Origin of the sequence: Luteolibacter pohnpeiensis (genome assembly GCF_016595435.1) — a bacterium.
Taxonomy (GTDB): domain Bacteria; phylum Verrucomicrobiota; class Verrucomicrobiia; order Verrucomicrobiales; family Akkermansiaceae; genus Luteolibacter; species Luteolibacter pohnpeiensis.
Genome location: NZ_JAENIJ010000008.1, coordinates 151,707 through 167,023, shown reverse-complemented (window position 1 = coordinate 167,023; position 15,317 = coordinate 151,707). Strand labels below are relative to the sequence as shown.

The following is a 15,317-nucleotide window of genomic DNA, read 5'->3' as shown; positions in this document are numbered from 1 at the left end:
TCGATGCCTTCGTGGATGATCTTGTCTCCGAATGGATCGTATTCCTGGCGTGCCACCACCTGACCGGTCGCTTTATCAGCCCATGCGACGATGTTGCCATTGCCATCATAGCCGGGAGCGTAGCTGGAACCGCCTATCACTGCGACAGAGCGGAGCCCACCGACACCACCGGCTCCTTGCTCGGTTCCCGATAGGTCCAATCCCCATGCGTAAGCGCGCTTAAGGGAGAATACACCACTCGTCACCGAATACTCTGAGTATAAGTTCCAGCCATCATAAGCAAATCGCAAATCCTCAGTTGGTGGCCAGGCTGATGCACTACTGAATGCCTGTTTCCGCATCCGACGCCCCATCCAATCGTAGGTGAAGCGAAGTTTCCGATAGGATACTCCGGCGGATTGGGATGCGGTACTCGTGGTCATCGAAGGGATGCGATTTTCAGCAAATCTAACGTAATTCTAACCACTGTCGGAAGTCAAGTTGTCGTTTCCGTCGCAAACCGCAAAAAAATCATGAAACCCTTGCCCACCTAGCCCATAACTGGACCTACTAACACACATTTTTCTACACTGATTTCATGTCCATGCAGCGTTTGCCGCGAAATATTTTCTACTTTCACCGCCGCCTTCGATGTAATACTCTTAGGTGCAACATTACAAGTGACAGCAGCAGACAGTTCACCAAAATCAATATTTACATGAAATGAGTCTCCTGTCCAACCTCCACAATTCTGCACCGTAGACGATCCAGATTGCATTGTCACTATTTTAAAGGCCCATTCAGGTGATGCACTTTTAATCGAATTCAGCAATTCATCATTAATAGAATATACTTCTATAACATCAGAGAACCCCATTGGTAAAAATATATACTTTTTATCACCGCCCTTCGGGCTGAATGGGATCAGCCTTAATCAGACTAGATGAGGCTATCAAAAATACCATAAATAGTGCGGCATGTATATTTATCATTTTTGTTTATTTGTTGCGAGTTTCATCATCTGTATGGTACCATACAAGTCCTTACCAACTGGAATCAACGTTATACCACGAAATAAAAAAGCCCTTTGCGGACTTTTGACATCTCACTTTTACTGACATGGGTTGCCGGATGTGCCCTGAATTCAGTGATGTCGCGTTGCCGTTGTTTGGATTTCCTGCGAGTTGGTGAAGATCCTCGCAGGTTCAGAAATCTAGCTCACCTGAATCAGCACTCTGGATCAATGATCTATTGATTCAGAAGGATACGCATGCTCTCAAGAACCGCATGCTGAACCGTTCAATTCACGGTTTCAGAAGGTCAATTGGGGAAATATTTGACAAGTTTGATTAAAAAACAACCCCGAACGACGCATCGTCCGGGGTTAGATTCGAAACGGATTCAGTGAACTGATTCGGGATCAATAACGGTAGTGGTCCGGCTTGTAAGGACCTTCGACAGGAACACCGATGTAATCCGCCTGCTCCTTGGTGAGCGTCGTGAGCTTGGCGCCGATTTTGGACAGGTGGAGGCGTGCCACTTCTTCGTCGAGATGCTTTGGCAGCACTTTCACCTCGCCAGCCTTGTAGCTATCTTTGTTCTTCCAAAGATCAATTTGTGCCAAGGTTTGGTTGGTGAATGAGTTCGACATCACGAAACTTGGGTGACCGGTAGCGCAACCAAGGTTCACCAGACGACCTTCAGCCAGCATGTAAATGCTGTTGCCCGTTGGGAACGTGTACTTGTCGACTTGCGGCTTGATGTTGTTGCGGGCGACACCGGGAGCTTCGTTGAGCTTATCGATTTCAATCTCGTTGTCGAAGTGACCAATGTTACAGACGATCGCCTGATCCTTCATTTTCTCCATGTGCTCCAGGCGAATGATGCCGAAGTTTCCGGTGGTGGTGACGTAAATATCGCCCCAGCCAAGGGTGTCTTCGATCGGCAGAACGCGGTAGCCTTCCATGGATGCCTGTAATGCGCAGATCGGGTCGACTTCGGTCACGACGACCTGTGCGCCCGCTCCACGAAGTGCCTGGGCGCAGCCTTTACCGACATCGCCGTAACCGCAAACCACGCCGACCTTGCCGGAAATCATCACGTCCGTCGCGCGTTTGATGCCGTCGAGAAGCGACTCGCGGCAACCGTACAGGTTGTCGAATTTCGACTTGGTAACCGAGTCGTTCACGTTGATGGCAGGAACCAACAGCGTGCCTGCTTTCGCCATTTGATAGAGGCGATGCACGCCAGTGGTGGTTTCCTCGGAAACGCCCTTCCAGTCTTTGACGATCTTGGCGAAAATCCCCGGCTGCTCCGCATGGATTTTCTTGAGCAGGTTTTTGATCACCTTTTCTTCCAGGCTGCTGGACGGGCTATCGACCCAGGTTGAGCCATTCTCAAGCTCATAGCCTTTGTGAATCAACAAGGTGGCATCGCCACCATCGTCGACAATCAATTCAGGTCCGAGGCCAGCTGGATTCACCATCGCTTGCCAAGTGCACCACCAATATTCTTCGAGAGTCTCACCCTTCCAGGCGTAAACCGGGATTTCACGGGCAGCGATTGCTGCAGCAGCGTGGTCCTGGGTGGAGAAAATGTTGCAGCTGACCCAGCGAACTTCGGCGCCGAGATCTACCAAAGTTTCGATCAGCACCGCCGTCTGGATGGTCATGTGCAGTGAGCCCATGATCCGCACGCCTTGGAGCGGCTTTTCCTTGCCGTATTTTTCACGGGTAGCCATCAGGCCCGGCATTTCATGCTCCGCGATTTCGATTTCCTTGCGGCCGAAATCGGCAAGGCTCAAGTCCGCGACTTTGAAATCGGTAAATCCACCCGCTGCCGGTGTGGCTGGTTGTTCTTTGCAATCTGTAGCGCTCATATTGGTTAAAATGGATTGGAGTTCGTGATGATTCCTCAGGCAATTGCCGCTTTGAGAGCTTCCGCTTTGTTGGTTTCCTCCCATGGAAGCTCGGCATCTTCTTTCCCGAAGTGGCCGTAGTTGGTGGTCTTCGAGTAAATCGGCCGGAGCAAGTCCAGTTGCGCAACGATATCGGCTGGTTTGAACGAGAACACTTCCAAAATCGCTTTCAAAATCACCGAATCCTCCACGGTGCCAGTGCCGAAGGTATCGACATGGACGCTAACTGGCTGGTGGTGACCAATCGCATAAGCAAACTGCACCTCGCACTTGGTGGCGAGACCAGCGGCGACCACGTTTTTGGCAACCCAGCGGCCCATGTAGGCAGCCGAGCGATCGACCTTCGATGGGTCTTTTCCGGAGAAGGCACCACCGCCGTGGCGTCCCATACCGCCGTAGGTGTCGACGATGATTTTCCGTCCGGTCAAACCGCTGTCACCTTGCGGGCCGCCGATGACAAATTTGCCGGTCGGGTTGATCAGGTAGCTGGTCTCTGCGGTGAGCATTTCGGTCGGAAGGACCTTTTTGATCACTTCCTCAATGCAGAATTTTTCGATTTCCGCGTGAGTCGTGCCTTCCGCGTGTTGGGTGGAAATGACGACGTTGACGATGCGGGTCGGCTTGCCATCGACGTATTCAACGGAAACCTGGCTTTTCGCATCGGGGCGAAGCCATGCCACCTCGCCGCTCTTGCGAATGCGGGTCAGCTCCCGACCCAGGCGATGGGCGAACATCACCGGTGCCGGCATCAGCTCGGTGGTTTCTTTGGATGCATAACCGAACATGATCCCCTGATCCCCTGCTCCTTGTTCTGCGTGAGATTTGCCTTCGACCTGTTTGGCATCAACGCCTTGAGCAATATCCGGAGATTGCGTCGTCAGGTAGTTGTTGATGAAAAGTTTATCCGCGTGGAATACGTCGTCGTCATTGACATATCCGATGCCGCGGACGGCATCACGGATGATCTGCTCGATATTGATCACCGAACCGATTGGTTTTTGACCGATGCTCGGGATCGTGATCTCGCCACCGACGACGACGACGTTGCTTTTGACGAACGTTTCGCAAGCGACGCGGCTTTTTGGATCAACTGCAAGGCAGGCATCAAGAATTGCGTCGGAAATCGTGTCCGCAACCTTGTCCGGATGGCCTTCGCCAACGGATTCTGAGGAAAAAATGTAGGTGCTCATTCGCTTTTCGTTTTTCGTATCGTCAAATCGTGATGCGTTGATATAACCGCCCCACCATGTCGTCAACGTTGAAATCCCTGAAGCTTCTTTCCGACCCGACGCGTCTCCGAATCCTCATGCTTCTTGCTCAGGAATCGTTGTCGGTGGCGGAGTTGCAGGAAATTCTCAACATGGGGCAAAGCCGGATTTCCACCCAACTTTCGCAGCTCAAAAGCGGTGGACTGGCAACCGATGAACGCAGCGGCAAAAACAACATTTACTCCTGCAAGGCGGATTCCGATCTAATGAAAGTCGCCAACATCGCTGCGGCGGAAGTTCCGGAAATCGAAGCCGATCAGGCGGCTCTGCGGCATTTGCTGCGCAAGCGCAAGGACACGGCGCGCGCCTATTTCGATGAACTGGCTGGACGCTTCGGCAAGGATTACGTGCCCGGTCGTTCGTGGAAGGCGCTCGCAGAATCATTGATCAAAATTCTCAATTACCGAGTTGTGGCCGATCTCGGAGCGGGTGAAGGAACGCTCGCCCAGCTTCTCGCCCAGCGGGCGGAAAAAGTGATCGCGGTGGACCTATCGCCAAAAATGGTCGAATTCGGCCAACAACTTGCCCACCAAAACGGTCTTCAGAACGTCGAGTATCGGCTGGGCGACATCGAAGAACCGCCGATTGAGCCCGGCGAGCTGGACCTGGCCATTCTCAGTCAAGCGCTGCATCACGCGGAGCATCCGCAGCGGGCGCTCGACGCGGCTTTCCGCATCCTGAAACCTGGCGGTCGGCTGATCGTGCTCGATCTGGTGCAGCATAATTTTGAGCAAGCCCGCGAACTCTACGCCGATCGCTGGCTCGGATTCGCCGAAGGTCATCTTGCCTCCATGCTGGAAAAGGCCGGATTTTGCGGGATCGAGACCGTCGTTGCAGACCGGGAAACAGAAGCTCCCAAATTCCAAACCTTGCTGGGCATCGGAGTGAAGTCGGAGTAAGAGCATTGCGTTGCCATCCTGCCGACTTTGTGCGATGCGCAACCATGCGATCGCCGCTTGTTCTGCTTCCCATCTTTGCTTTGACCGCCTGTTCGCCGGTCCGGCCATCGGCTCACTCCCCTGCTCCGATTCGCCCTCCCGCCGCAGAGCGAGTTGTCGAAAACAACCCTGCTCCCCAAACGGAGCTCGTGGAAAAATCGAGCGATCCAACTCCTGCAAGACAAGCCACACCGGCACGTGCGCCGAAAATGACTCGAATCCGACTGTCTGGGATTGAGTTCATCGGCATCACGTTCGATTCACAAACGCATCATCTGATTGTCGTCGATCAGCCCCGTGGTCCCGGAAGTCTTTGGCCGGATGCGGAATCCGCCGCGCGTGCGAAGCATGGAATCGCCGCGATCAACGCCGGATTTTTCACCCCGGAAGGCGCCCCGCTTGGCAAAGTCGTCTCGGCAGGAAATCCCGCAGGTGCCTGGAATCGCTCATCGCTCGGCAGCGGAGTTTTCTTTGAATCCCGCTCGGGAATTCTCTCCATCGAGCGTCGACAAAAAGTTGATTCGAATCAGCAGGAACTCCTTCAAGCCGGGCCCTTTCTTCGCGAAAATTCGCGTATGGTGGACGGCTTATCCGATGGTAAAACCAGCGCCCGGAGCTTCATCGCCTGGGATGGCGCCAATCGCTGGTGGATTGGGCGCGCCTCGCCATGCACGCTCAAAAAACTGGCGTCGACGCTGGCGCAACAATCGCCCTGTGGCTTTCCGATTCAGACCGCGCTGAATCTCGATGGTGGTCGTTCCTCCGACCTTTTTATTTCTGGAAACGTGTCAGGCGGACCAATCGTCGAGCGCGGGATCCTGAACCGTCCGGTGAGAAATTTCCTCATCTTAACGCGCAAAAATCCTTAATTTTTCTGAAGAGATTGTTTCAAAAGACGAAGTGGACAGGACCGTGGAAGCTGGTAAGTTCGCTGGTCAACCAGCTCCCCACCATGAAAGCCATGTCCCAGGCTCGCCATTTTTTCATCCTCTCTATGCTCATCCCTTTGTCCCTGACATCTTGCGGCTCCATCAAGGAGACGACGAGTGCGCAGGTCTCAAAGATCTCCAATTTTTCCATAAGCGGCTTACTTCCCGGCCACATCCCGGTGGTAGAAGCTCGGGAAAAAGATCTGGTCGATTTACCTAGCGGCAAAGAACGCGCTCTCGCGTATGAACAGGAAAAAGCGCAACGCGAAATGCTGCTCGCTGGGCCAATCAATATCAAAGAACCTGCCCTGCCAGAAGGAGATGATTTTGTGATTGGGGGGCTGCTTCCAAGCAAACCTGAGTGAGCGCGATGGATTCCCGCTTGAAGACAGGCGGGACATAGCGATCATCGATTCATGTCACGCCAGCTCTGCGTCATCATTTCCGCGCTGACCTTCACGGTCTCGCTCATCACGTCTTGCGGAGGAAATCCGCCACCGCTTTCCCGCACTCCGAATCCTGCACCGAACGCCACGCCCGTTCGCGTTGCCGCGATTCCACTCAACCCGCCACCCAACATCGCGGGCGAAAGCGCAATTGTCGTGGATATCGATAGCGGCCGGGTTCTTTACGCGAAAAATGCGGACGTACACCGCCCGGTAGCTAGTACCCAGAAAATTGTCACCGCTCTTTGCGTGATGGATGATGGCAACATCGACAAAAACGTCACCATCACCTCGTCCGATGAGGCCTGTGAGCCCACCAAGCTATACGTCAAACCCGGCGACGTTTACACCCGGCGTGATTTGTTGAAAGTCCTCATGGTGAAAAGCGCCAATGACATCGCACGTGCACTCGCACGCGATGTTGGAGGCTCCCAGGAAGATTTCGCCAAACTGATGAACGCGAAAGCGGCTTCTCTCGGCATGCGGAATTCCTATTTCGTCAATCCGAACGGCCTGCCTGAACCGACTCAGTATTCGACTGCCCGGGATCTCGCGATCGCTGCCCGAGCCGCCTACCGCAGCCCTTTATTGCGCTCCTTTTTCGCGACAAAGGCTTACACTTTCCGCTACGCCGACGGTCGAACCAGATACATTGAGAACACCAACAAAGTGCTGAAAACCGTGGCCTATTGCAACGGCATGAAAACCGGCACCACCAATGCAGCTGGCCGCTGTCTAGTTGCGACCGGCACCCTGAATGGGCGCTCGGTCGTTACCGTCGTTCTCAAATCCAACACTCCGAACATCTGGTCAGATTCGAAAAAGCTGCTGGCTTGGGCTCTCGAACGCCCTGCTTCTGAATCCTGATCACCGCCGCGATGCGAAATCCCGCAGAAAGCCTGCGCCAGATCTCTGCCGACGGCCTGCTGCGAAAGCTTCGCACGATCGAAGCACCCGGAATGCGTATTGCGCGTGAGGGGCGTGAGTTGTGGAATTTCGCCTCGAACGACTATCTGGGGCTTGCCGGGCATCCAGCTGTGGCCGAGGCCTTGATTGAAGGGGTGCAGCAATTCGGCGCGGGGGCGACCGCGTCGCGTTTGGTAAGCGGATCACATTCCCCTCACCTGCAATTGGAGGAAGACATCGCCGCAGCGAAACACGCCGAAGCGGCGCTCGCCTTCAGCTCCGGATTTGCCGCGGCGATGGGAGCCATTCCGGCAATTGTTGGCAAAGGCGACACCATCGTGTTGGACAAGCTTTGCCACGCATCGCTGGTGGATGCCGCACGCCTTTCCGGGGCAACGATCCGCGTTTTCCCTCACAATCGGGTCGAAAAACTGCGACAACTTTTGGAATCGATCCGCAAAAAAGACGCCGCAAGCCACATCCTTGTCGTGACGGAATCGGTCTTCAGCATGGATGGCGATCTGTGCCCGCTCGCGGAAATTCTCGATCTGACCGAGCAATTCGATGCGGATCTTTTTCTGGATGAAGCGCACGCTGTAGGCGTTCTGGGCGAAACCGGCATGGGGCTGGCGGACGATGCCGCCTTCCGGAAACGAGTCGCGTTTCAGATGGGCACCCTCAGCAAATCGGTCGGCCTTTCCGGTGGCTACATCGCCGCAAGCCGCGAATGGATCGACCTGTTCATCAATCGCGCCCGCTCCTTCATCTACTCCACCGCCCCGCCGCCTACGATTGCGCATGCAGCGAGACGCTCTTTGGAGATCATTCGCTCCTCTGAAGGCGACACCCTGCGATCCGCCCTGCGCTTCAACATTTCCCTGCTCGATCCCCAACAAACGACTCCGATCGTCCCTGTGATTTGCGGCAGCAATGCCTCGGCAATTGACGCTTCCGGTAGGATGGAAGATAACGGCTTTCTCATTCCGGCTATCCGCTGGCCCACCGTGCCTCGTGGCTCCGCCCGCCTCAGGGCAAGTCTTTCCGCCGCTCACCCGGCGGACGTGGTGCGTGAACTGCGGACTCGTCTGGATGAGATGTTCTACAAAACACAATCCCCGTAAACGACCTATGAAAAAACTACTCGCATGCCTATTGCTCATCGCCAGCCCCGCCTACGCGCTGGAAGCTGGATTCAAGGAGATCTTCAATGGCAAGAATCTCAACGGCTGGACATCGGTCAATGGCGACGGCAAATACGAGGTGAAAGACGGAGAAATCGTCGGCACTGGTGACAACACCAAGGCCAACACTTTCCTCCGCACCAAGAAAACCTACAAGGACTTCGATTTCCGCTTCGAGTTCAAATTCGACACCCTCGAAGGCAATTCCGGTGTCATGTTCCGCGGCCTCCAACGCGACGGCAAAGACGGTCGTGTTTATGGCTACCAGTGCGAGCACGATCAGGACAAAAAGCGCGCCTGGACTGCTGGCATTTACGATGAAGCGCGCCGCGGCTGGTTGATGCCCGCTTCCAATTCCGACGAGGCAAAGAAGGCATTCACTGCTCAAGGCCAGGAACTCATGAAATGGGACGACTGGAACGAAGTCCGCATCGTCGCCGAGGGCAAGCATCTGACCATCTACCTGAACGGCAAGCTTCGCAGCGACTACACCGACAACGACGAGAAAAACTTCACTCCTGAAGGATTCTTCGCGCTCCAGGTTCACGCTGGCAAAGCCTGCAATGTCCGTTGGAGAAATCTTCGCGTCAAAGAGCTCTAACACTTAAAGCGGCTTGCAATTGGCCGGTTCATTTTCCACGACTTCGTGCCTATGGCCGGCTTTTTCAAATCCCTGATCAACAAAATCTCCAATCGTGCCGACATTGATTGGGACGATCTGGAGGCGAGCTTGATCGCCGCTGACCTGGGAGTTCACCTCACCACTTACATCATCGACGACCTGCGCGATCTCGGTCGCAAAGTCACGGTCGATGATGTGGTGGAAATCACGCGCCGCCATCTTTCCGACAAACTGCCACCGGATTTCCCCGAACTCACCCCTCGCCCGGACGGCAAGCCCTTTGTGATCCTCGTGGTCGGCGTCAATGGCACCGGGAAAACCACCTCATCCGCCAAACTCGGGCTTTGGTTGAAAAACCGGGGTCACTCGGTTTGCCTGGCCGCGGCCGACACATTCCGCGCTGCAGCCGTCGAGCAATTGCAACGCTGGGGCAATCGACTCGATATTCCCGTGGTCGCCGGAGCACCGAATGCCGATCCGTCATCGGTTTGCTTCAATGCCCACAAGCAAGCGATCGCTGACAAAACCGATTTCCTGATTTGCGACACCGCTGGCCGCCTCCACACCCGGCACAACCTGATGGAGGAGCTGACCAAAATCCGCCGCACCATGGCGAAGCAGGACGAAACCGCGCCCCATCTGACCCTGCTCGTGGTCGATGCCACCACTGGCACCAACGCGATGCAGCAAGCGAAGGAGTTTCACAAAGCCTCTCCGCTTGATGGCCTCATCGTCACCAAAATGGACGGCTCCGGCAAAGGCGGCATCGCCATTACCATTTACGAAAATCTCGACATCCCGCCGCGTTTCCTCGGCATGGGCGAAGAGCCGGATCAGTTCGCCATTTTCCGCCGCGACACCTTCGTCAAAGAAGTCCTCTGAGTTCCTGTCGAAGTTGCCCGAATCAGGGCTTCGGCAAATGCTCCTCGCAATACTCCCTGCCATCGGCACCGATGCGGAACTCCAACTCCGGATCGGAGACGTCGGTTCGCTTGCAAACCGCGCAACGGTGAAACGCCTCTGAATCCGGGATTTGCTTGGATTTGAAAGCGCGTCGCCGTTTCGCCGATTGCGCCAACCTTGCGCCACCGCGCAGTGCCGGAATCCCGACGAACAAGATGTAGTTGGAAAAATATATGAGCAGCAGTGGAATCCAAACCACCAAGGAAATCGGGTGCTTAAGAACTGGCAATAAAATCAGAAATACTGTTCCGATCGCGATGAATCTGACCTGAACCGGTATCAGCATCATCAGACGAATTTCCACTTTTGGATAATAGGTAGCGAACGCAAAGATTACCGAAGAGTATAAGTAGAATTTGCTGTCGATCTGGATCGAACCCAATAGGAAATTGATGACGATGTAAGTTAGAATGCCTAAGTAGCAATACATTGAGGTCCGAAATGTTCCCCAGACGCTTTCCAAGCCATCACTGAACATGAAGATCAGCTGAACTACGAAAAAAAGGAAAACAATATTGACGACGCTCAGACTCAAGAACCCCGAGCTAGCAAAGAGAAAGGTAACCAACCTCCAAACCTCGCCTGACATGATTCGACCTCTGTCAAATACCAGAAGTTCCTGAAGATCAGGGCGTATAAGCAGCAATCCATAAGTCAGAATATGGAAAAGGACGTAGAACCGCAGAAATCCGGGAAATGCCAACCAGCCAAAACGCCGTTCCATTCGATCGAGAAAAGCCATACGCAGCGATCTTCCACCTGTTCGCCAGATTGACAAGCGCCAGTCGCTCTCACACTCTCCGCGCGTGACCGCTGACGATCTTAAACGCACCCCGCTTGAAGCCTCCCACCTTGCGCTTGGCGCACGCCTTGTGCCCTTTGCCGGTTGGAACATGCCGGTGCAATACACCTCCATCCTGGACGAGCATGAAGCCGTGCGCACCCATGCCGGCATTTTCGACATTTCCCACATGGGCCAAATCTTGGTCAGCGGCCCAAGTTCCGCCGAGTGGTTGAATCGTCTGCTCACCAACAACGTGCTCACCCTCGCCCCCGGTCATGGCCAATACACGCTCATGCTCAACGACAAGGGCGGCGTGATCGATGACCTGATCGTTTACCGCACGGGAGAAACGGACTACCTTTTGGTCGTCAACGCATCGATGATCGAGGAAGATTTCGACTGGATGGTCCGCCATCAGGATCCGCAAGCGACCCTTCGCAACGAAAGCGGACTTTGGGCTGGCATGGCCGTTCAGGGTCCGAAATCGGCTGAAGTTTTCGCCACCGCATGCCCGGGCGAGTCGCTGCCACCACGCAACCAGATTTTCCCAACTGGCGACGGTGAATACGTTTGCCGCACCGGCTACACCGGCGAAGACGGATTCGAGTTTTTCTGCCCCGCTGCCGATGCTGCGATGTGGTGGGACAAATTCATCGCCGCTGGAGCAAAGCCATGCGGCCTTGGCGCGCGTGATACCCTGCGCTTGGAAGTCGGCTATCCGCTGAACGGAAATGACCTCGCACCGGACAAAACTCCGCTCGAAGCCGGCCTCGGATTTTTCGTCGATCTGAAAAAAGGCCCGTTCATCGGCTCTGAGGTTTTGACCGAACAAAAAGCAAACGGATTGACGCAAAAACTCGCCGCCATCCGTTACCTCGACAAAGGCGCACCACCACGCGCACACTATCCAGTGCAGGATTCAGAAGGAAATGTCATCGGCGAGCTTGCCAGTGGCGTTCTTTCCCCCAGCCTGAAAACCGGCATCGGCATGGCCTACCTGCCGATTGACCAAGCAAAGATTGGCACCAAGGTGAACATCGATGTCCGTGGACGTCTGTTCCCTGCAGAAGTCGTCAAAAAGCCGTTCTACAAGCCTGCCTGATCCACCCATTTTAAAACGAACCAACAACCAACACCATGTCCATCCCTGCTGAACTCCGCTACAATCCTTCCCACGAATGGGTCCTCCTCGAAGGCGACATCGCCACCGTTGGCATCAGCCATCACGCCCAGGAAGAACTGACTGACGTGGTTTTTGTCGAGCTCCCAGAAGTCGGCAAAGCCGTTGACAAAGGCGACCCGACCGCGGTGGTTGAGTCCGTGAAAGCTGCCAGCGATATCTACGCCCCAGCCGGTGGCGAAATCGTCGAGGTCAACCCGGATGTCGAAGCCGATCCTTCCCTGATCAACACCGATCCCTACGGCAAAGGCTGGATTTTCAAAATCCAGATCAAGTCCATGGCAGACATTGATGAAATGCTGACCGCCGAGGCATACGCCGAACACATTTCCTGATTTTTTCCCGTTCACTACCCGATCCACTCGACCCCCAGTAATGTCCGCTCGACTTGATTTCCGTTCCCGTCACATCGGCCCCTTTGGTTCCGAGCGCGAGGAAATGCTCCGCGATATTGGCTACGAATCGCTGTCCGCCCTTGCTGACGCAGCCGTGCCCGCTGGCATCCGTCTCGATGACTCATTGAACCTTCCGGAACCGAAGTCCGAACAGGAAGCTCTGACTTGGCTGAAGTCCATCATGGGCAAAAACCAGGTGGTCAAATCCTTCATCGGCCAAGGATACCACGGCACCCACGTTCCCGGCGTAATCCAGCGCAACATCCTGGAAAATCCAGGCTGGTACACCGCTTACACCCCGTATCAGGCGGAAATCGCGCAAGGCCGTCTCGAGGCGTTGCTGAATTTCCAGACGATGATCACGGATCTCACCGGTCTCGACATCGCCAACGCCTCATTGCTCGACGAAGGCACCGCTGCTGCTGAAGCCGTCACGCTCGCCCTTTCCAGCAAGCCAAAGGGCAAAGCCATCTGGGTATCGGATCGCTGCCATCCACAAACGATCGACGTCCTGCTCACCCGCACCGAGCCGCTCGGCCTCGAGGTGATCATCGGCGACTGGGAAAAATTCGAGCCAACCGAAGGCGTGTTCGCCGCTTTGGTTCAATACCCGGACACCCGCGGCCGGATCGATGATTTCGAAGCGTTCTTCCGCAAGAACACCGAAAACGGCATCGTCAACATCGTTGCCGCTGACGTGCTGGCGCTGACCGTGTTGAAGGCACCGGGCGAATTCGGTGCAGACATCTGCGTCGGTTCTTCCCAACGTTTCGGCGTGCCGATGGGCTTTGGTGGTCCACACGCTGGATTCATGGCGTGTAAAGACGCTCTCAAGCGCAAAATGCCAGGCCGGATCATCGGTGTTTCGGTCGATCCCTACGGCAAACCAGGCTACCGTTTGGCATTGCAAACCCGCGAGCAGCACATCCGCCGCGACAAGGCGACCTCCAACATTTGCACCGCGCAGGTTTTGCTCGCCGTCATGGCCTCCATGTTCGCCGTTTACCACGGCCCAGAGGGCTTGATCCACATCGCCAACGAAGTGCACTCGAAAACGGCGGCCCTCAAGGCAGCGCTCGAAAAAGCGGGCATCGCCATCGAGGAAGGTCCGTTTTTCGACACCTTGGTCGCCAAGGTTCCAGGCAAAGCCGCGACTTACCTCGCTGCCGCTCTGGAAGCTGGATTCAACCTTCGCTCGATCGATGCCGATCACCTCGGCATTTCGTGTGACGAGACGACCACGCTGGAGGAAATCGCCGCTCTCGCCGCTGCATTCGGTGCCAGCGCACCGGAAGCAAGCACCGGCACCGCTTGGCCGGATTCGCTTTCTCGAAATACGCCGTTCCTCACTCAGAAGGCCTTCAATTCGTATCATTCCGAAACGGAAATGCTGCGCTACCTGAAGCGCCTGGAATCGCGCGACCTTGCACTCAACGAGTCGATGATCGCCCTCGGTTCCTGCACGATGAAGCTGAACGCGACCTCGGAAATGATGCCGCTCAGCTGGCCGGAAGTTTCCAGCATTCACCCGTTTGCGCCAGAAGCCCAAACCGTGGGCTACCGTGAAATGCTCAGCCTGCTCGAAGACTGGCTCGCGGAAATCACCGGTTTCGCCGCCGTTTCCCTGCAACCGAACGCCGGTTCGCAAGGCGAATACGCCGGATTGCTGGCCATTCGCAGCTATCACAAGTCGCGCGGTGACGATCACCGCAACATCTGCCTCATCCCCGTTTCCGCGCACGGCACCAACCCGGCGTCCGCCGTCATGGTGGGCATGAAGGTGGTCGGCGTGAAGTGCGATGAAAACGGCAACATCGACATGCAAGACCTGGCGGCTCTCACCGAGAAGCATCGCGACAATCTCGCCGCATTGATGGTGACCTATCCATCGACCCACGGTGTGTTCGAGGAAACGATCCGCAGCATTTGCGAAATCATCCACGAAGCAGGCGGTCAGGTTTACATGGACGGCGCGAACATGAACGCGCAGGTCGGACTCACTTCGCCCGGCTTCATCGGCGCGGATGTGTGCCACCTCAACCTGCACAAAACGTTCTGCATTCCGCACGGCGGCGGTGGCCCGGGCGTCGGCCCGATCGGTGTGGCATCGCAACTGGTGCCGTTCCTTCCGGGACACGCCACCTTGGAAAACAAAGCCAATGCCGTTTGCTCCGCACCATGGGGCAGCGCCTCGATCAACACCATTTCGTGGATGTATATCGCGATGATGGGAACCGAGGGCCTGACCGAAGCGACTCAGTCGGCAATTCTGGGTGCCAACTACATCGCACGCCGCTTGGCTGAGTTTTTCCCGATCCTCTACACCGGCAACGAAGGTCTCGTCGCCCACGAGTGCATCATCGACGTCCGTCCGTTGTCCGATCAAAGCGGTGTGACGGTGGAAGACGTCGCAAAGCGCCTGATGGATTACGGATTCCACTCCCCGACCATGTCCTGGCCGGTTGGTGGAACTTTGATGATCGAGCCGACTGAATCGGAATCGAAAGCTGAGCTGGATCGTTTCTGCGACGCAATGATTTCGATCCACGGTGAAATCACCGCCATCATCCGTGGTGAAGCCGATGCCAATGACAACCTGCTCAAGAACGCTCCGCACCCGACCGAGGTGATTTGCGGCAACGAGTGGACTCATGTTTACACCCGCGAACAAGCAGCGTTCCCGCTCCCTTACCTGCGCCAGCACAAGTTCTGGCCATACCTGGGACGGATCGACAACGTTCACGGCGATCGTAACCTGGTCTGCACCTGCGACACGGTGGAAGCCTACGCCGCTGCTGCTGGAGCCTGA

13 protein-coding genes and 1 pseudogene are annotated in these 15,317 nt (G+C 55.5%); 10 read left to right on the top strand and 4 right to left on the bottom strand.

Annotated features, from left to right (window positions below):
* From JIN85_RS07360 to metK, 3 genes and pseudogenes are all read right to left on the bottom strand, one after another.
* Positions 1-422, bottom strand: a pseudogene (locus JIN85_RS07360) (hypothetical protein); the annotation flags it as partial.
* Between the two features lie 977 nt (positions 423-1,399).
* Complete coding sequence (gene ahcY / locus JIN85_RS07355; protein ID WP_200269165.1) at positions 1,400-2,857, bottom strand: adenosylhomocysteinase; 1,458 nt, start codon at positions 2,855-2,857, stop codon at positions 1,400-1,402.
* Between the two features lie 35 nt (positions 2,858-2,892).
* Complete coding sequence (metK, locus tag JIN85_RS07350; RefSeq protein WP_200269163.1) at positions 2,893-4,086, bottom strand: methionine adenosyltransferase; 1,194 nt, start codon at positions 4,084-4,086, stop codon at positions 2,893-2,895.
* A 56-nt stretch (positions 4,087-4,142) separates the two neighbouring features.
* Between metK and JIN85_RS07345 the strand changes: the two genes are divergently transcribed.
* From JIN85_RS07345 to ftsY, 7 genes are all read left to right on the top strand, one after another.
* The gene (locus JIN85_RS07345) at positions 4,143-5,063 is read left to right on the top strand and encodes an ArsR/SmtB family transcription factor (RefSeq protein ID WP_200269161.1); all 921 of its coding nucleotides are present in this window, start codon (positions 4,143-4,145) and stop codon (positions 5,061-5,063) included.
* A gap of 44 nt (positions 5,064-5,107) precedes the next feature.
* Positions 5,108-5,971: a phosphodiester glycosidase family protein gene (locus JIN85_RS07340; protein ID WP_200269159.1), complete on the top strand. Its 864-nt coding sequence runs from the start codon at positions 5,108-5,110 to the stop codon at positions 5,969-5,971.
* 92 nt (positions 5,972-6,063) lie between these two features.
* Positions 6,064-6,396: a hypothetical protein gene (locus JIN85_RS07335; protein WP_200269157.1), complete on the top strand. Its 333-nt coding sequence runs from the start codon at positions 6,064-6,066 to the stop codon at positions 6,394-6,396.
* A gap of 51 nt (positions 6,397-6,447) precedes the next feature.
* A complete protein-coding gene (locus tag JIN85_RS07330; RefSeq protein WP_200269155.1) occupies positions 6,448-7,344 on the top strand; it encodes a D-alanyl-D-alanine carboxypeptidase family protein in 897 nt (298 codons plus the stop codon).
* Between the two features lie 11 nt (positions 7,345-7,355).
* Positions 7,356-8,504 (top strand): aminotransferase class I/II-fold pyridoxal phosphate-dependent enzyme, encoded by a 1,149-nt coding sequence (locus JIN85_RS07325; RefSeq protein WP_200269153.1) that lies wholly within the window; start codon positions 7,356-7,358, stop codon positions 8,502-8,504.
* Positions 8,505-8,511: 7 nt separating this feature from the next.
* Positions 8,512-9,165 carry a 3-keto-disaccharide hydrolase gene (locus tag JIN85_RS07320; protein WP_200269151.1) on the top strand — a complete coding sequence of 218 codons (654 nt, stop codon included), beginning with the start codon at positions 8,512-8,514 and terminating at the stop codon, positions 9,163-9,165.
* A 51-nt stretch (positions 9,166-9,216) separates the two neighbouring features.
* Positions 9,217-10,068: a signal recognition particle-docking protein FtsY gene (gene ftsY / locus JIN85_RS07315; protein ID WP_200269149.1), complete on the top strand. Its 852-nt coding sequence runs from the start codon at positions 9,217-9,219 to the stop codon at positions 10,066-10,068.
* Positions 10,069-10,090: 22 nt separating this feature from the next.
* On the opposite strand, the gene JIN85_RS07310 is transcribed toward ftsY, so the two are convergent.
* A complete protein-coding gene (locus JIN85_RS07310; RefSeq protein ID WP_200269147.1) occupies positions 10,091-10,579 on the bottom strand; it encodes a hypothetical protein in 489 nt (162 codons plus the stop codon).
* A gap of 376 nt (positions 10,580-10,955) precedes the next feature.
* On the opposite strand from JIN85_RS07310, the gene gcvT reads away from it, so the two are divergent.
* Genes gcvT through gcvP form a run of 3 tightly spaced genes read left to right on the top strand, consistent with a single transcriptional unit; the run spans position 10,956 to position 15,317 of the window.
* Positions 10,956-12,035, top strand: coding sequence for a glycine cleavage system aminomethyltransferase GcvT (gcvT, locus tag JIN85_RS07305; RefSeq protein WP_200269145.1), 1,080 nt, complete (start codon positions 10,956-10,958; stop codon positions 12,033-12,035).
* A gap of 35 nt (positions 12,036-12,070) precedes the next feature.
* Positions 12,071-12,448, top strand: a complete 378-nt coding sequence (gcvH, locus tag JIN85_RS07300; protein WP_200269143.1) for a glycine cleavage system protein GcvH — start codon at positions 12,071-12,073, stop codon at positions 12,446-12,448.
* Between the two features lie 40 nt (positions 12,449-12,488).
* The gene (gene gcvP, locus JIN85_RS07295) at positions 12,489-15,317 is read left to right on the top strand and encodes an aminomethyl-transferring glycine dehydrogenase (protein ID WP_200269141.1); all 2,829 of its coding nucleotides are present in this window, start codon (positions 12,489-12,491) and stop codon (positions 15,315-15,317) included.